Origin of the sequence: Bradyrhizobium diazoefficiens USDA 110 (genome assembly GCF_000011365.1) — a bacterium.
Classification (GTDB): Bacteria; Pseudomonadota; Alphaproteobacteria; order Rhizobiales; family Xanthobacteraceae; genus Bradyrhizobium; species Bradyrhizobium diazoefficiens.
In genome coordinates this window covers 1,320,275-1,336,059 of the sequence record NC_004463.1, presented here as the reverse complement: position 1 = coordinate 1,336,059, position 15,785 = coordinate 1,320,275, and the positions used below count along the sequence as shown (strand labels likewise).

Here is a 15,785-nt window from a genome sequence, read left to right as displayed (position 1 = left end):
CGCCCGCCTGGCGGGCTCCCCAGGATGAGGACGGAATTCGCGGCAGCAGTTCCAACGGGCACGGTGCTGCCTAGCCTCATCCTGAGGAGGCCGCTGGAAGCGGTCGTATCGAAGGACGAGGCGTGCGGTGAGGCCCCTCCAGGGGAAGGTAAGAGCGCGGCGGCGCTACACGCGCTTCCGGCGCAGATGGACGATGACGTCGAGCCGCGCGATCTCGTGGCCGGGAAGCGCCTCGGGAATCCTGGTGAAGGCGAGGCCATCGGCGACGTCGACCAGCACATCCTCGCCTTCGAGGTAGAAGTGCGGATGCACGGATGTGTCGGTATCGAAGAAAGACTTGATGCCGTCGGCCGCGATCCGGCGCAACAGGCCGGCTTCGGTGAACTGATTCAACGTATTGTAGACGGTCGCGAGCGACAGGTATGCGTTCGCCGCCAGCGCCTCTTCATAAAGCCCCTCGGCGGTCACATGACGATGGCTGCGCAGGAACAGCAACTGGCCGAGCGCCAGGCGCTGGCGCGTTGGCCGGAGGCCCGCATCAACAAGCAATTGCAGACAGCGCTGCACGCCCTGATCCGGCTCCGGTAGGGCGACATCAGGTCCGCTGTCGTCGCGCGCGGGGGTATTCGTGGCCTGCATGTCCATCGATCGTCTCACGGCTGAAAGAACCAGGGCACGCAACGCGGCGTCCGGCCAGTTGCCATTCGATCGCAGAAGCGGCGGCTTGGCTTTGATCCGGATCAAATCCGGAAGCGGTCGCCTCTGACCTATCGCAAGGCGGCCCGGTCTATTCCCGGTCACAATGCAGCGATATCGATGAGGCTCACATGTCCAGGCCGGTTCCCGACAAGGCAGAGGTCGCGCTCGAATTATCCCGACAAGTTCTATGTCGGCACCTTCGAGCATTCATCGCGCTTCGAGGCGCGGCTCGACGGGAGCGGCGTTGCGCTCGTGCTGCAACATCCGGGCGCGGCCGATGAGCGCAAATCGGTGCATCTGCACATCAATTTCGGGCTGCTCGCCGGCATCCTGCGGGAGCTCGCCGGCAACGTCGCCGCACTCCCCAAGGACGACATCGCGCACCGCGAACAGCTCGCAGACGCGCTCGACGAGTTGCGACGGGCGCTGCGGACGCCCTGAAGGCTATTTCGTTTTCACCTGGATCGGCTTCGGTGCCGGCACGGCCGCCCATTCCTTGTCGGCGCGCGGGCCGTTGAGATCGCCGGTCAGGCCGACGAGCTGGCCGGGCAGCACGTCGAGGGTCTGCTGCCAGGTCTGGGTCTGGCACAGGAATTTTATGAGGCAGCCTTTCAGCTTCAGGCGATCGGCGGATTCGCGCCACAGCGAGACCGAATAGAACTTGCCGTCCTCCGCATTGTAGATGTCGCCGGCAAACCGTCCCTCGGGCGTCGCCTGCAAGCCCATGATGAGCTGGTGGCCGAGCAGCGCGCGGGCGCGCTTGTCCGCATCAGGATTCTCCTTGTCGCGATAGGGCTGGCCGCGCTTGTCGGCCGGCTCCTTCATCCAGACGATGAAGCCGCAGATGCGCTCGCGCGACGGACCGCAGCGTTCGAGCCGGATGCGGGCGCGGCCGTCCTCGACCAACCAGGTGCCGCTGGGATCGGTGGGCGCGGCAGCACCGGCGCGGCCGCCGATGATCATCATCACGACGGTGATCGCGACGCGCAGCACGAAGCGAAGAAGAATGTCCATCTGCGATGCCTTTCGTTGCGCGGGTTGCCGCGTCAGTTCAGTTGCGCCATCAGCGCGTCGGCGCCCTTGTCGAGGCCGGCGGTGGCGGCCGCGAGCGCGCCGACGCTGGCCTTGATGTCGTAGGCGCCCGGGTATTGCTTGGTGACGTAGGCAGAGAGCAGGCGCGAGGTGGCGGCGTCGAAGATCTCGACGCCATAGACGACCGAGCCGGTCATCGTCCCCTCGCCGTCGCGCGCGGCCTGCACGCCGTTGTAGACGGCACCGGCGAGGTCGAAGCGCGAGAGCGTGCCGAGCACCGGCGTGTTGGTGACGGCGCCGGTGAGCGTCAGCCTGATCCGCAACGTGTTCGGTCCGCGCTCGCGCACCAGCGCGAAACGGCCGCGCAGCCGCTCGGCGAAGGAGTTCTGCATGTAGGCGGCGAGCGTTGCCTTGTCCTTGTCGGACATGTCGCCGAACTGATGATCCTTGCCGCGGTAGAGCACGACGGGATCCAGGATCACTTTATTATATGCGCGCCAGTCGACCGGCGTGGAATAGCGGTAGGGCACGCGGCCGGAGGCGTCCGACTTGTCCGGGGCCATGTAGGCCGACGACGCCATCTCCGAATAGGGCACGGGCGCGACCGAGGCGCAGCCGGCCGCGGCCGCGCAAAGCACCAGCGTTCCCAGACCGCGCAGGGCGATCGAGCGATCCATTCCAGACTCCTCTAGCGGCTTTCAGCAAAGGCGATGGGGACCGCAGCCGCGTTTTGGGACCAGACGCGGCTGCGGCGCTCACCATTGCCGGCCCAAGGCATCGTCCGGGGCCATTTCAGACGCCTTGGGCCGTCTCAGTGCTTCCGTTTATAAAACCGACCAGTTGGTTTGTAAAGCACGGAAATGACGCGGTGGCACATTTGGCCGCAGGCGCGGATTTGGGCAGGCGCCGGTCGGAATTCGTTAACGGTGAATCAGGCGCGCTTGCGCGGGGTCGGGGCCTTTGCCGCCGATGGCGTTCCGGACTTGGCCGTGGACTTGGCCGCGGACTTGGTGCGTGTCGTGGCGGGCTGTCCGAGGCCGGTCCACTGTGCGTCGTCGAGCAGGCGCGCGAACAGTCGCTGGTGCTCGTCCTTGCTGAGCGGAGACATGCCGAATAGCGAGCTCAGCAGCAGCCCGAGCGCCCCGGCCCAGCGCAGCATCGCGAGGTCGGGATCGGCGGCTTCTTCCTTGATCGCCGCCATCCTCTTCATTTCGAGTTCGCGCGGCAGCGCCATCAGGTCGGGATTTTCGACCATGGCCGCAACCAGGGCCAGCGCGGCAGAATTCGGCGAGGTCGCCGCTTCCCGGATCGTGGCGAGCTGGGTCGCCAGATTGGGATTTGCCGAGGTCCCGCTCACCTTTGCCATATAGCGGATCGAGAACTCTTCGAAATGCGCCATCTGCCGCTCGAGCAACGCCTTCAGCACCGCCTCCTTGGTGCGGAACTGATGCATCACGCCGCCCTTGCTGAGGCCGCTCTCGCGGGCGATGGCATCGAGCGTCAACCGGCCCGGCCCGTCGCGCGCGATGATGGCGATGGCCGCTTCGAGCGCAGCGTTGCGGGACCGTTCGGAGCGCGTGGCATTGTCCATGGCCGACTTGTCTCCACGACAGGATAATGAATCAAGTGAAAACAGGACGCGCTGTACATTTTTTGTGCGAACACTGTCGAGACTTTCATCTTGCGGCGCCGAATGGGACTATGTGAGCCTCGATACCGGATGGGGACTGGGATGGGCCGGCCGTAGCTTTGCGCGCCATGACGTGCGAAGCGTCTACGGCTGGCCTCGCTTGAGAAAGATACGACATGCCAAAACGAGTGTTGCTTGGTCTCCTCCTGGCTTGCGGCCTCACGGCCTCGGCACTGGCGCAAGAGCCGAAAACGGGGGGTGTGATCAATGCCGTGATCCAGCCCGAGCCGCCCGGCCTGATGCTTGCGATGGTCCAGAACGGCCCGGTCCAGATGGTGTCCGGCAACATCTTCGAGGGCCTGCTGCGCTACAGCCCCAAGCTCGAGCCGCAGCCGGAACTCGCCGAGAGCTGGACCGTGAGCGAGGACGCCAAGACCTACACCTTCAAGCTCAAGAAGGGCGTCACCTGGCATGACGGCAAGCCCTTCACCGCCGCCGACGTGCTGTTCTCGATCGAGATGCTGAAGCAGACCCACGCGCGCGCCCGCAACAACCTCGGGCAGGTCGACAAGGTCGAGGCGCCCGACGATTACACGGTGGTGTTCACGCTGAAGCAGCCGTTCGGCCCGTTCCTCGGTATCTTCGAGGTCGGCTCGATGCCGATGGTGCCGAAGCATCTCTATGACGGCACCGACTGGAAGACCAACCCCTACAACAACGCCCCGGTCGGCACCGGCCCCTTCATGTTCAAGGAGTGGCAGAAGGGCTCGTTCATCCGCCTGGTCAAGAACCCGAACTACCACGAAAAGGGCAAACCCTATCTCGACGAGATCTACTGGCAGGTCATTCCCGACGCCGCCGCGCGCTCGGTGGCGTACGAGACCGGCAAGGTCGACGTGCTGCCCGGCGGCTCGGTCGAGAATTTCGACGTGCCGCGGCTGTCCAAGCTGAAGGACACCTGCGTCACCGGCGCCGGCTGGGAGTTCTTCTCGCCGCTGGCCTGGCTGTGGCTGAACAACCGCCAGGGCCCGCTCGCGGACAAGCGGGTGCGGCAGGCGATCATGTTTGCGATCGACCGCGATTTCGCCAAGGACGTGATCTGGAACGGGCTCGGCAAGGTCGCGACCGGCCCGTCCGCCTCGACCATCAAATACTACACCGACGACGTGCCGAAATATCCGTACGATCCGGCCAAGGCCAAGGCGCTGCTGAAGGAAGCCGGCTACAAGGGCGAGAAGATCCGCCTGTTGCCGCTCGCCTATGGCGAGACCTGGCAGCGCTGGGGTGAAGCCGTGAAGCAGAACCTCCAGGACGTCGGCATGAACATCGAGACCATCGCCACCGACGTTGCCGGCGGCAACCAGAAGATCGGCGACTGGGACTACGACATCGCCTTCACCTATCTCTACCAGTACGGCGATCCGGCCCTCGGCGTCGGGCGCAACTACGTCTCCAGCGCCATCGCCAAGGGCCAGGTGTTCAACAATGTCGAGGGCTACTCCAACCCGGAGATCGACAAGCTGTTCGCCGATGGCGCCGTCGCGACCCCGGATTCCAAGCGCAAGGAGATCTACGAGAAGGCGCAGAAGATCCTGGTCGAGGACGTGCCGGTGGCCTGGATGCTCGAGCTGCAATTCCCGACCATCATGCGCTGCAAGGTCAAGAACCTGATCACCACCGGCATCGGCGTCAATGACGGCTTCAAGGACGCATGGCTCGACAAGTGATGGCAGGCGCTCCGAACTCCCCTTACCTCTCCCGCTTGCGGGAGAGGTCGCTACGCTCGAAGAGCGTAGCGGGTGAGGGTTCTCTCCTCTTGGCAATCCCTCCGCGGAAGCACCCCCTCCCCTGCCCTCCCCCGCAAGCGGGAGAGGGAGTGCACCGTGATCGCGGTGACACGCACCTCAATCTCACTGCGTTATAGATATGCTCTCCTTCGTCGCTCAGCGTGTCGTGAAGGGCGTGATCGTCCTGCTCGCGATCGTCGTCCTCAATTTCTTCCTGATCCGGCTTGCGCCCGGCGATCCCGCGGTCGTGATGGCGGGCGAGGCCGGCGCCAGCGACCAGATCTTCGTCAAGCAGCTCCGGGAAAAGTTCGGCCTCGACAAGCCGCTGCCCGAGCAGCTGTTCATCTACGTCAAGGGCGTCGTCACCCTCGACCTCGGCTTCTCCTTCCGCCAGCAGGCGCCGGTGTCGAAGCTGATCCTCGAACGGCTGCCGGCGACCCTGTTGCTGACGCTGACCGCCTTCGCGATCTCGCTGATGCTCGGCGTCCTGTTCGGCAGCTTTGCGGCGCGCTTTGCCGGAACCTTTCTCGACACCGGCATCACCGTGTTCGCCCTGATCTTCTACGCCATGCCGATCTTCTGGGTGGCGCTGATGGGTATCCTCCTGTTCTCGGTCACCTTCGATTGGCTGCCGAGCTTCGGCTACGAGACGGTCGGCGCCAACCTCACCGGCCTTGCCCACGCGGTCGACGTCGCAAAACACCTGATCATGCCGGCGATGACGCTCGGCCTGTTCTTCATGGCGACTTATACCCGCATGACACGCGCCTCGATGTTGGAGGTGAAGCGCCTCGACTTCGTCAAGACTGCACGCGCCAAGGGCCTCTCCGACGCCGTGATCCAGCGCCGCCACGTGCTGCGCAACGCGCTGCTGCCCGTCGTGACGCTCGCCGGCGTGCATTCCGGCACGCTGATCGGCGGCGCCGTCATCACCGAGACCGTGTTCGCCTGGCCCGGCATCGGGCGCCTGATGTACGACGCGCTGCTGCAGCGGGACTACAACCTCCTGCTCGGCGTGTTCGTGATCTGCTCCGCCATGGTCCTGATCTTCAACCTCATCACCGACCTGGTCTATCGGCTGGTCGATCCGCGCATCGAATTCGCCTCATGAAACAGTTCTGGAAATCGATGCTGAAGAGCCCGAGCGGCGTCATCGGCCTCATCATCCTGTTGCTTGCGATCGGAATCGCGGTGTTCGGACCGATGCTGTTCCCGAACTCGCCCTGGCGCATGGTACAGCGGCCGTTCCTGCCGCCGTTCACGCTCGGGGCCGTGCCGCTCGGCACCGACGCGCTCGGCCGCGACGTGTTCGCCGGCATGATCTTTGGCGCACGCGTGTCGCTGCTGGTCGGCCTCGTCTCGACGCTGGTGGCGCTGGTCGTCGGCGTGCCGATCGGCGCCATGGCCGGCTATTTCGGCGGCAAGGTCGACGACGCCCTGATGCGCTTCACCGAATTCTTCCAGACCATTCCGAGCTTCGCGCTGGCGATCGTGCTGGTCGCGATCCTGCAGCCCTCGATCTATTCGATCGTGGCCTCGATCGCGGTGGTGAGCTGGCCGCCGGTCGCCCGCCTCGTGCGCGGCGAGGTGCTGTCGCTGCGCACGCGCGAATATGTCCAGGCCGCGGTGGTCACCGGCCAGAGCAACACCTGGATCATCCTGCGCGAGATCCTGCCCAATGCGCTGTCGCCGGTGATCGTGCTGGCCTCGCTGATGGTGGCGACCGCGATCCTGCTGGAGTCCTCGCTGGCCTTCCTCGGCCTCGGCGATCCCAATCTGATCTCCTGGGGCTACATGGTCGGCGCCGGCCGAACCGTGATCCGCCAGGCCTGGTGGATCACGGTGTTTCCCGGCGTCGCCATCCTGATCTCGGTGCTTGGGCTGAACCTGATCGGCGAAGGTCTCAACGACGCGCTCAATCCGCGCCTGTCGCGGGAGGGACGCTGATGATGACCGCCCCGCCCGCCGTCTCCATCAAGAACCTGCAGATCGCACTGCCCAAGGGTGCCGAGCGTGCCTTCGCCGTCGACGGCGTCTCGCTCGACCTTCGGCCCGGCAAGATCGTCTGCGTCGTCGGCGAATCCGGCTCCGGCAAGTCGATGTGCGCGCATGCGCTGATGGGCCTGCTGCCGGATACGGTCAATGTCACTTCCGGCGAGATCCAGTTCGAGGGCCGCGACCTGCTCAAGCTGGATGACGACGGCTGGCGCGATCTGCGCGGCCGCCGCTTCGCGATGATCTTCCAGGAGCCGATGACCGCGCTCAATCCCTTGATGCGGATCGGCGACCAGATGGCCGAGATGTTCGAGGCCCACGGCCTGCTCACGCCGAAGGAGCGGCGCGCAAGAGCGCTGGCGCTGGCACGCGAGGTCGGCCTGCCCGACCCCGAGCGCATCGTGCGCGCCTATCCGCACCAGCTCTCCGGCGGCCAGCGCCAGCGCGCCATGATCGCGATGGCGCTCGCGCTCGAGCCGGCGGTGCTGGTCGCGGACGAGCCGACCACCGCGCTCGACGTCACCACGCAGGCGCAGATCCTGAAACTGATCCGCAACCTCCAGCGCAATCGCAACATGGCGGTGATGTTCATCACCCATGATTTCGGCGTGGTCGCCGACATTGCCGACCAGGTCGTGGTGCTCCGGCATGGCAAGGTGGTCGAGGAAGGCCCGGCGGCGACCGTCTTCAACGAGCCGCAGCACGACTACACCAAGGCGCTGCTCGCGGCCGTGCCGTCGATGGATCCGCCGGCGCGCGAGCCCCTCGACGACCAGGCCAGGGCCGTCGAGGTGATCGGGCTGGACAAGACCTACGTCACATCAGGCGGCTGGTTTCGCGAGGACCGCCGCGTCGACGCAGCGCGCGCGGTCAACTTCAACATCCTCAAGGGCGAGACGCTCGGCCTCGTCGGCGAATCCGGCTCGGGCAAATCGTCGGTGGCGCGCCTCGTGATGCGGCTGATCGAAGCCGACCGCGGCACGGTGCGGATCGGCGAGACCGATCTCACCTCGCTCACGGGCAAGGCGCTGCGCACCGAGCGCCATCGCATCCAGATGATCTTCCAGGATCCGTTCGCTTCGCTCAATCCGCGCCGCAAGATCGGCCACATCATCGCCGACGGCCCGATCGCGGCCGGCATCGATCCGAAGGTCGCCTTCGAGCGCGCCCGCGATCTCCTGAAGATGGTGGGCCTGGATGCCGGCGCGCTCGAACGCTATCCGCACGAATTCTCCGGCGGCCAGCGCCAGCGCATCGGCATCGCGCGCGCGCTCGCGCTCGAGCCCGAGATCATCGTTGCCGACGAGGCTGTCTCCGCGCTCGACGTCTCTGTGCAGGCGCAAGTCCTGCGGCTGCTCGAAGACCTCAAGACGCGCCTTGGCCTCTCGATGCTGTTCATCACCCACGACCTGCGCGTCGCCGCCCAGATCTGCGACCGCATCGCGGTGATGCAGCGCGGCGCGATCGTCGAGCTGAAACCAACCGCGCAGCTGTTCGCCGCGCCCGAGCACGCCTATACGCGCGAGCTGCTCGCGGCAGTGCCGGGGCGGAAGGAGCGCGCGCCGGCGGCGTGAGGCGAACGGTATCCGGTTCGGCCCCGGACGATTGGACCGAATCGAAGCGCATCTGCCGCAACGCCGCGGTCACGCGCTTTTTATTCCCCGTGACCGCCCGCACAGCTTCAAAGCGCCGGGCCGCACCCCACATCGGTTTGGAATGATTTCCATCATCTGATGATGGTCGCCAAACTCTTCGGAGCCAAACATGGGCCAGGTTATTCAATTTGTCTCAAGATCCGAGCGCGAACGATTGCGCCTCATCCAGGAGGCACGCGCGATCTATGACAGTATCTTCCCGCCCGCTGATCCGGTCAGCGAGCGGCACGACACGACCACGATCGGGCGCGCCGTCGGCGGCAACGTGGAAAATCTGTCGTGATCAAGATCATTGCCGTGCTTTGCAGCCTCTCCTCTCCCGCCAATTGTCACGAGCAGATCGTCACCACGTCGGACTTCGCTGACGTTTCGATGCAGTCCTGCATGATGGGCGCGCCGCAGCTCGCCGAATGGATGAACCAGCATCCGGCCGAGCGCCTCGCGGGATGGCGCTGCGTGATCGGGCAACAGGGCGGCCGGGGCGCCTGAGCCGCCTTCTGGCTCTTTTCCATCCCTTATTATATGATATATATCATTTCATAAGGTCTGGAGGCGCTCGATGGTGGACGACAAAGTCGGCAAACCGGCCATCGAATACGGTGTCGTGCCCATCGACGTGATGGCATCGATGTCTGGGCTTGATTTTGTCCGCGCGATCTTCTCCGGGGAATTGCCCGAACCGCCGATCATGCAGACGGTCGAGCCGTTCGACTGCAGGGCCGAACCTGGAATTGTCGTGATCCACAGCGTGCCGGGCCTGCGTCACTACAACCCGATCGGCTCGGTCCATGGCGGCTACGCCGCGATATTGCTGGATTCCGCAATGGGGCTGGCGGTGCAGACCACCCTGCCCGGCGGGACCGGCTACACGACGCTGGAATTCAAGATTTCGTTCGTGCGCGGCATGAGCGAGGCCAGCGGCGTGATCCGCACCGAAGGCCGCGTACTGAACGCCGGCCGCCGCGTCGCGACCGCCGAAGCGCGCATCACCGATACGAAGGGCCGGCTGCTCGCGCACGCGACGACGACCTGCCTTGTGTTCGGCATTGAGAAGGGCGGCGCGGAGAGCTGACGGGCGATGCAATCGCTCATCACCGCGGGTTGGTATTGCTCCAGGTCGGGACCGAATTGGTCACGCCGACCGACGGCCAGTTGTACGTTCCGATCGACGGCGCCGTGACCGTGCCGACCGTCTGTCCGGACGATCCGTAAGCGGGCCTGCCCTGCGTCGCCGGCAATCCGGCGCTGCCATAGGCCGGGGCCACCACACTGGTGCTGTAATATCGGCTCGACCGGTGCTTCTTCGCCTCAGCCGCGAACGGCACGGCAAGCAGTCCGGTCGTGATGAGCGCGGCAATGGCGAGTTTGACGGTTGTCATGGCTGATCCCTTCATCGCTAGGGCCCCGCTGTGTCATCTGTTCATTCGCCGGAAGATTTCCATGGGCACTCCGTTCATAACTCCGTGCGCACACAAAGGTACCGGAGCGCGGGGCGTGCGCTCGCTGCCTTCGGATGGACCCGAATCAGCGCTAGTGCATTGCCATAAGCAGCTCCCCTGAACGCGATTGACATGACCGGCCCCGAACTGAAGCAACTCCGCGCCGACCTTTCCGATGCCCTCGAGCGCAAGCTCACCGCGGCCGACATGGCCAGGCTGTGCGGATTGCCGGAGAACGGCGGCGCCGACACCATCCGGCGCTGGGAGGTCAGCGGCCCGACGCCGTCGGCGACCAAGGTGCTGCGCGTGCTCGCGATGGCGAGCGAGCGCTATCCGATCCTGGAGAAGTTCGACATCTTCGATCGCCACGACGTACGCGAGGAAGACCGGCCGGCAAAGCGCGCGGCATTCCGCGCGCAGATGCGCGATGAAGCGCGGCGGCGTCTTGGTTAACAAGAGCCGCACGCAAGTTACCGGAAAGACGCCAAGTTAAACCTTCCTTCAGCATTTCTTAAGTCGCCATTAAGCACGAAAATCATTTGCAGCCCAATACGTTAGGTTGGCTGCCGCTGTGCCACGGATGTGACAGCATTTTCGTCAAAAGCGAGCTATCTGCAAAACCAACGACGGCGCGGAAAGCGCGCCTGCCGGGGACCTAAGTGTTGGAGTTTGGACTATGAAGAAGATTCTGTTTGCGACCGTCGCGCTGCTCGTGGTGGGCGCCGCTGCGCCGGCCGTCGGCGCCGATCTCGGCAACCGCAACTACTACAAGGCGCCCGCGCCGGCCTATGTCGCGCCGATCTACAACTGGACGGGATTCTATCTCGGCGCCCATGTCGGCGGCGCGTTCTCCAGCGACAACAATTTCAACGGCCTCTCCACCGGCAACAACGGCAACGGCCGTTTCCTCGGCGGCGTGCAGGTCGGTGCTGACTGGCAGTTCAACCCGAACTTCGTGGTCGGCGTCGAAGGCCAGTATTCCTGGCTCTCCGGCAGCGTCGGCGCGGTGTTTCCGGGCGGCGTCGCCTACACCAACGACCAGCGCGGCCTCGGCTCGATCACCGGCCGCGTCGGCTACACCTGGGGTCCGGGCCTCCTCTACGTGAAGGGCGGCTACGCCTATTCGGACAACAACGAGAAGGTCACCGTCGGCGGCGTGCCGACCGGCTTCATCATCGATGGCGATCATCGCAACGGCTACACCGTCGGCGCCGGCCTCGAATACATGTTCGCGCCGAACTGGTCGGCCAAGGCCGAGTACCAGTACTACAATTTCGGCGACGCGCACTTCACCGCGGGCCCGCTGGCGGGCACCGGCAACTTCACCACCGACGACCACACCTTCAAGGCGGGCGTCAACTATCGCTTCAACTGGGCCAATTCGACGGTCGCGCGCTACTGATCGGTTAGCAAAACCTTATCCTGACGAAGGGCCGGCCCCGTTGCCGGCCCTTCTTTTTTCGCCCTGCGGAACCAGCGCAAGCAATTGCACCAATTGCGATTTTTTTAACCGGCCCCGCCGATACTGCCCGCCACAAAACAGAAGCAAGAGCGTGGGGGAAGTTCGATGGCGATCCGTCTGGGCGTTGGCCGTTTGCTTGGCCGTTTGAGACCTCGTTTCAAGATGCCGACATGGGGCGTGCGCGGCAGCCTGTTCACCGCCTTCGCGGTGATCGCGGGCATGGGCCTCGTGATCGCGGCCGGCGCCGGCCTGGCGCTGCAAAATCTCGGCGGACGCATGACAGAACTGAGCGGGCGGGACATTCCGCGCCTCGCCGCCAGCCTGCAATTGTCGGCCCTGAGCGCGAGCCTTGCGGCACAGGGACCCGCCCTGCTTGCGGCTCAAAGCGAGGACGCCCTGAACGAGCGCACCAAGAAGCTCAGGGAATTGCAGGAGCAGACGCAGCAGAAACTCAACGAGATCATCGAGCTCGGCGGCGACAAGGCCGTCGTCTCCGGACTCAGCGAGACGATGAAGAGCATCAACGAGGCGGCCCAGAGCCTGGCCAAGGCCGCCCGCGAACGGCTGGACATTGCCGCCCTGCACGACAAGCAATATGACGCGCTGCGCAGCGCCCAGGGCGCCTTCGTGGGCGCGGCCAGTCCGGCAATGCTGGACGCGCAGACCCGGGTCAACGCCATTCTCGGCTCGGCCAACCTGTCGGCCGAAGATGCCACCGAAGCCGCGCAGACCGTCGGCCAGCTCGGCAACGTCGTCGCCAGCGGCAATCTCGCAGCCGCCGACATGAGCGCGGCGCTGTCGGCGAACACGAGCGACAAGCTCGATGACATCCAGAAGGAATTCAAGACGGCACAAGGACGCCTGCGGTCGAACCTCGATCTGCTGTCGGACAATCAGGGCAACAAGATGCTGCGCGCGACGGCGGAAAAGCTGCTCGCGCTCGGCACCGGCAAGACCGGCGTGTTCAATCTGCGCGAGAAAGAGCTCGACTCCATCGACTACGGCCAGACCATCCTGGACGAGACGCGTAAGCTCAACGTCGGCCTCGGCATCAGCGTGCAGCAGCTCGTCGACGGCGTGCAGAAGGAGACCAACGCGTCGACCTTCCAGGCGCGGCAGGAGATCTCGCTCGCGACGTCGGTCATGCTGGCGCTGGGCGCGCTGATGCTGGTCGGCTCGGCGCTGTTCGTCTGGCTCTATGTCGGCCGCAACATCCTGCGCCGGATCACTGGCCTCCAGCGCGCCATGCAGTCACTCTCGGCCGGCGATCTCGACACCGAGATCGCGCGTACCAAGCACAATGACGAGATCGGCACGATGACCGACACGCTGACCGTGTTCCGCGATAGCATGGTCGAGGCCCGCGCGCTCGCGAGCGAACAGGACAAGGACCGCGTCGCCAAGGCCGAGCGTGCCGCGCGCATCGAGGCGAAGATCGCCGAATTCGAAAGCACGGTGCGCTCCGCGCTGGACAATCTGGCGCAGTCCGCCAATTCGATGCAATCGACCGCGCAGAGCATGTCGACCACCGCCGACCAGTCCAACGCGCTGGTCAACGCGGTCGCCTCCGCGGCCGAAGAGACCTCGGTCAACGTGCAGACCGTGTCGTCAGGCACCGAGCAGCTGTCGTCCTCGATCGCCGAAATCAGCCGCCAGGTGGTCACCTCGGCCGGGATCGCCAAGAAGGCCGTGGACGAAGCCGGCGCGACCGACGCCACGGTGCAGAGCCTCGCCGACAGCGCGAGCCGTATCAGCGTCGTGGTCGATTTGATCCAGACCATCGCCTCGCAGACCAATCTGCTCGCGCTCAACGCCACCATCGAGGCGGCACGCGCGGGCGAGGCCGGCCGCGGCTTCGCGGTGGTCGCCTCCGAGGTGAAGAGCCTCGCGAGCCAGACCGCGAAGGCGACCGAGGAGATCCGCACCCAGATCGCCAGCATGCAGGACGTGACGACTTCGGCGGTCGGCGCCATCCAGGGCATCGGCCGGATCATCGGCGAGATCAACGACGTCACCACGACGATCGCTGCGGCTGTCGAGGAACAGGGCGCGGCGACCCGCGAGATCGCGCGCAACATCCAGCATGCCGCCGGCGGCACCAGCGAGGTTTCCAGCAACATCGTCGGCGTCTCCACCGCCTCCGCCGAAGCCGGCGCTGCGGCGAGCGAGGTGCTGGGCGCCTCCGACGCACTGCGCCGCGAGGCCGACCTGCTGCGCGGGGAGATCGACGCGTTCCTCAACAGCATGCGAGCGGCCTGATTGTCATTCCGGGGCGGCGCTAAGCGCCGAACCCGGAATCTCGCGCGACGACCTCCAGATTCCGGGTTCGCGCTCACGCGCACCCCGGAATGACCGGCATTTTTGGGCTGCGCTCCATCCGGGTCACGGAAAAATCCGGCGCGGAATGACCGCTATGCGAGCCACCCCCGCGTCCTTTTTCGGCTGGCGCGGCGCGCCCGGCGGGTTTAAGTCGGTAGCATGAACGCGAAGACCGACACCGTGCAGTCCTCCGCGGAGGCCCTGCGTTATCCCTGGGACCAGCATCCCGGCCCCGACGAGGTCGTGGAGGTGAAGCCCGGCGTGTTGTGGGCGCGGCTGAAGCTGCCGTTCCGCCTCAACCATGTGAACATCTACCTGCTCGCCGACGGCGACGGTTACGCCATGGTCGACGCCGGCTTCGGCAACGAGGAGACGATCGAGGCCTGGACGAAGCTGTTCGACGGCCCGCTCAAGGGCGTCAACATCACGCGCCTGATCGTCACTCACTCCCACCCCGATCATGTCGGGCTTGCGGGGTGGATCGTCGAGCGGTTCAACTGCCCGCTGGTGATGTCGCAGGTCGAATATCTGCAATCGGTCTATCACCAGAATCGCGGCACCGAGGAGCGACGCGAAGCGCAGCGGCTGTTCTTCCGCCGCCACGGCATGGACGAGTCGCTCACCGAAAAGCTGCTCGGCCGCGGCCAGGACTATCTCAAGCGCGTCTCGGTGCTGCCGCCGTCCTACCGCCGCATCTCGCATGGCGACGACGTCGTGATTGGCACGCGCCGCTTCAAGGTGATCACCGGCGGCGGCCATGCGCTCGACCAGGTGATGCTGTATTGCGCCGACGACAAGCTGTTCCTCTCCGCCGACCAGGTGCTGAGCAAGATCTCGCCGAATGTGAGCGTCTGGGCGGTCGAGCCCGACCAGAACTCGCTCGGCGAATATCTGGCTTCGCTCGCCAGCCTCACCACGACGCTGCCCTATGATTTGCTGGTGCTGCCCGGCCACGGCGTGCCGTTCTACGGGCTCAAGACCCGCATCAAGCAGCTCGCCGACCACCACGAGGAGCGCTGCCGCCTGATCGCGGAAGCCTGCCGCGAGGTGCCGCAGACTTCGCGCGCCTTGGTGCCCGTGGTGTTCAACAAGCACGTGCTGGACGAACACCAGATGGGTTTTGCCGCCGGCGAACTGGTCGCCCACGTCAACTACATGATCGTCGAGGGCCGGCTGACGGCGGAGACCAAGGACGGCGTGCTGCAGTTTCGGACGACGTGATTTTTTTCGCCTCTCCCCGCAAGCGGAGCGAGGGAGCAGACCGTCGCTGCGGCAGCATTTCACTTCATATTCGCAATCGCGTGCAGCGCCGCGATGTAGCCGAACGGCCCCAGCCCGCAGATCACGCCGGTCGCCACGAACGAGATCTTCGAGTGCCGGTGATATTCGTCACGGGCGTGGATGTTGGAGATGTGGACTTCCAGCACCGGGCCTTCGAATGTCTTGATCGCGTCCATGATCGAGACCGAGGTGAAGGACAGGCCGGCCGGGTTGATGACGATCGCATCGGCGTCCTGCCGCGCCGACTGGATCAGGTCGACCAGCACGCCTTCATGGTTGGACTGGTGGAAGGCGAGCTTGAGCCCGAGCTTCGCGGCGGCTTCCTCGCAGCTCGCATTGACCTCTGCGAGCGTCGTGGTGCCGTAGATGTGCGGCTCGCGGATGCCGAGCATGTTGAGGTTGGGACCGTTGAGGATCATCACGCGCTTCATGGGAGGGTCCTTTCGAATGATAATCTGCTGAATTGTGTTGCCGAGCCCAGGCAGC

General features: G+C 65.2%; 17 protein-coding genes and 1 pseudogene. 12 read left to right on the top strand and 6 right to left on the bottom strand.

What is annotated here, in order from left to right:
* Window positions 1-165: 165 nt before the first annotated feature.
* Window positions 166-645 (bottom strand): Fur family transcriptional regulator Irr, encoded by a 480-nt coding sequence (gene irr / locus BJA_RS06170; RefSeq protein WP_028173678.1) that lies wholly within the window; start codon window positions 643-645, stop codon window positions 166-168.
* Window positions 646-827: 182 nt separating this feature from the next.
* On the opposite strand from irr, the pseudogene BJA_RS06165 reads away from it, so the two are divergent.
* Window positions 828-1,140 (top strand): annotated as a pseudogene (locus tag BJA_RS06165) (hypothetical protein).
* A gap of 3 nt (window positions 1,141-1,143) precedes the next feature.
* On the opposite strand, the gene BJA_RS06160 reads toward BJA_RS06165, so the two are convergent.
* From BJA_RS06160 to BJA_RS06150, 3 genes are all read right to left on the bottom strand, one after another.
* Complete coding sequence (locus tag BJA_RS06160; protein ID WP_011084033.1) at window positions 1,144-1,713, bottom strand: DUF2147 domain-containing protein; 570 nt, start codon at window positions 1,711-1,713, stop codon at window positions 1,144-1,146.
* 32 nt (window positions 1,714-1,745) lie between these two features.
* Window positions 1,746-2,408, bottom strand: a complete 663-nt coding sequence (locus BJA_RS06155) for a DUF3313 domain-containing protein (RefSeq protein WP_011084032.1) — start codon at window positions 2,406-2,408, stop codon at window positions 1,746-1,748.
* 254 nt (window positions 2,409-2,662) lie between these two features.
* A complete protein-coding gene (locus BJA_RS06150; RefSeq protein WP_011084031.1) occupies window positions 2,663-3,322 on the bottom strand; it encodes a TetR/AcrR family transcriptional regulator in 660 nt (219 codons plus the stop codon).
* A gap of 215 nt (window positions 3,323-3,537) precedes the next feature.
* On the opposite strand from BJA_RS06150, the gene BJA_RS06145 reads away from it, so the two are divergent.
* From BJA_RS06145 to BJA_RS06120, 7 genes are all read left to right on the top strand, one after another.
* Window positions 3,538-5,088: an ABC transporter substrate-binding protein gene (locus tag BJA_RS06145; protein WP_011084030.1), complete on the top strand. Its 1,551-nt coding sequence runs from the start codon at window positions 3,538-3,540 to the stop codon at window positions 5,086-5,088.
* A gap of 199 nt (window positions 5,089-5,287) precedes the next feature.
* A complete protein-coding gene (locus tag BJA_RS06140) occupies window positions 5,288-6,259 on the top strand; it encodes an ABC transporter permease (RefSeq protein WP_011084029.1) in 972 nt (323 codons plus the stop codon).
* On the top strand, window positions 6,256-7,095 hold the full coding sequence (locus tag BJA_RS06135) for an ABC transporter permease (RefSeq protein ID WP_028173684.1): 840 nt from the start codon (window positions 6,256-6,258) through the stop codon (window positions 7,093-7,095). Before BJA_RS06140 ends, BJA_RS06135 begins: the two co-directional genes overlap by 4 nt.
* A 2-nt stretch (window positions 7,096-7,097) precedes the next feature.
* Entirely contained in the window at window positions 7,098-8,717 is a 1,620-nt protein-coding gene (locus BJA_RS06130; protein ID WP_038965309.1) for an ABC transporter ATP-binding protein, read from the top strand.
* Between the two features lie 190 nt (window positions 8,718-8,907).
* On the top strand, window positions 8,908-9,081 hold the full coding sequence (locus tag BJA_RS42180) for a hypothetical protein (RefSeq protein WP_165448135.1): 174 nt from the start codon (window positions 8,908-8,910) through the stop codon (window positions 9,079-9,081).
* Complete coding sequence (locus BJA_RS06125) at window positions 9,078-9,287, top strand: hypothetical protein (protein ID WP_011084026.1); 210 nt, start codon at window positions 9,078-9,080, stop codon at window positions 9,285-9,287. Before BJA_RS42180 ends, BJA_RS06125 begins: the two co-directional genes overlap by 4 nt.
* A gap of 70 nt (window positions 9,288-9,357) precedes the next feature.
* The gene (locus tag BJA_RS06120) at window positions 9,358-9,870 is read left to right on the top strand and encodes a PaaI family thioesterase (protein ID WP_011084025.1); all 513 of its coding nucleotides are present in this window, start codon (window positions 9,358-9,360) and stop codon (window positions 9,868-9,870) included.
* Between the two features lie 19 nt (window positions 9,871-9,889).
* On the opposite strand, the gene BJA_RS06115 is transcribed toward BJA_RS06120, so the two are convergent.
* Window positions 9,890-10,177, bottom strand: coding sequence for a hypothetical protein (locus tag BJA_RS06115; protein ID WP_038965297.1), 288 nt, complete (start codon window positions 10,175-10,177; stop codon window positions 9,890-9,892).
* A gap of 192 nt (window positions 10,178-10,369) precedes the next feature.
* On the opposite strand from BJA_RS06115, the gene BJA_RS06110 reads away from it, so the two are divergent.
* From BJA_RS06110 to BJA_RS06095, 4 genes are all read left to right on the top strand, one after another.
* Window positions 10,370-10,690 (top strand): hypothetical protein, encoded by a 321-nt coding sequence (locus BJA_RS06110; protein WP_011084023.1) that lies wholly within the window; start codon window positions 10,370-10,372, stop codon window positions 10,688-10,690.
* A gap of 223 nt (window positions 10,691-10,913) precedes the next feature.
* Window positions 10,914-11,639: an outer membrane protein gene (locus tag BJA_RS06105; protein WP_011084022.1), complete on the top strand. Its 726-nt coding sequence runs from the start codon at window positions 10,914-10,916 to the stop codon at window positions 11,637-11,639.
* Between the two features lie 165 nt (window positions 11,640-11,804).
* Window positions 11,805-13,958 carry a methyl-accepting chemotaxis protein gene (locus tag BJA_RS06100; RefSeq protein ID WP_011084021.1) on the top strand — a complete coding sequence of 718 codons (2,154 nt, stop codon included), beginning with the start codon at window positions 11,805-11,807 and terminating at the stop codon, window positions 13,956-13,958.
* 219 nt (window positions 13,959-14,177) lie between these two features.
* Window positions 14,178-15,239 (top strand): MBL fold metallo-hydrolase, encoded by a 1,062-nt coding sequence (locus BJA_RS06095; protein ID WP_011084020.1) that lies wholly within the window; start codon window positions 14,178-14,180, stop codon window positions 15,237-15,239.
* A gap of 59 nt (window positions 15,240-15,298) precedes the next feature.
* Here the strand turns inward: BJA_RS06095 and aroQ are convergent, their stop codons facing one another.
* Complete coding sequence (gene aroQ, locus BJA_RS06090; RefSeq protein ID WP_011084019.1) at window positions 15,299-15,730, bottom strand: type II 3-dehydroquinate dehydratase; 432 nt, start codon at window positions 15,728-15,730, stop codon at window positions 15,299-15,301.
* Window positions 15,731-15,785 lie beyond the last annotated feature (55 nt).

Bases quoted from the DNA above. Each gene is read 5' to 3' on its own strand.
- BJA_RS06095 (WP_011084020.1), top strand. From the start codon at position 14,178: ATGAACGCGAAGACCGACACCGTGCAGTCCTCCGCGGAGGCCCTGCGT.
- BJA_RS06100 (WP_011084021.1), top strand. From the start codon at position 11,805: ATGGCGATCCGTCTGGGCGTTGGCCGTTTGCTTGGCCGTTTGAGACCT.
- BJA_RS06150 (WP_011084031.1), bottom strand. From the start codon at position 3,322: ATGGACAATGCCACGCGCTCCGAACGGTCCCGCAACGCTGCGCTCGAA.
- BJA_RS06155 (WP_011084032.1), bottom strand. From the start codon at position 2,408: ATGGATCGCTCGATCGCCCTGCGCGGTCTGGGAACGCTGGTGCTTTGC.
- BJA_RS06115 (WP_038965297.1), bottom strand. From the start codon at position 10,177: ATGACAACCGTCAAACTCGCCATTGCCGCGCTCATCACGACCGGACTG.
- BJA_RS06145 (WP_011084030.1), top strand. From the start codon at position 3,538: ATGCCAAAACGAGTGTTGCTTGGTCTCCTCCTGGCTTGCGGCCTCACG.
- BJA_RS06130 (WP_038965309.1), top strand. From the start codon at position 7,098: ATGACCGCCCCGCCCGCCGTCTCCATCAAGAACCTGCAGATCGCACTG.
- BJA_RS06140 (WP_011084029.1), top strand. From the start codon at position 5,288: ATGCTCTCCTTCGTCGCTCAGCGTGTCGTGAAGGGCGTGATCGTCCTG.
- BJA_RS06160 (WP_011084033.1), bottom strand. From the start codon at position 1,713: ATGGACATTCTTCTTCGCTTCGTGCTGCGCGTCGCGATCACCGTCGTG.
- BJA_RS06105 (WP_011084022.1), top strand. From the start codon at position 10,914: ATGAAGAAGATTCTGTTTGCGACCGTCGCGCTGCTCGTGGTGGGCGCC.
- BJA_RS06120 (WP_011084025.1), top strand. From the start codon at position 9,358: ATGGTGGACGACAAAGTCGGCAAACCGGCCATCGAATACGGTGTCGTG.
- irr (WP_028173678.1), bottom strand. From the start codon at position 645: ATGGACATGCAGGCCACGAATACCCCCGCGCGCGACGACAGCGGACCT.
- BJA_RS06135 (WP_028173684.1), top strand. From the start codon at position 6,256: ATGAAACAGTTCTGGAAATCGATGCTGAAGAGCCCGAGCGGCGTCATC.
- BJA_RS42180 (WP_165448135.1), top strand. From the start codon at position 8,908: ATGGGCCAGGTTATTCAATTTGTCTCAAGATCCGAGCGCGAACGATTG.
- aroQ (WP_011084019.1), bottom strand. From the start codon at position 15,730: ATGAAGCGCGTGATGATCCTCAACGGTCCCAACCTCAACATGCTCGGC.
- BJA_RS06110 (WP_011084023.1), top strand. From the start codon at position 10,370: ATGACCGGCCCCGAACTGAAGCAACTCCGCGCCGACCTTTCCGATGCC.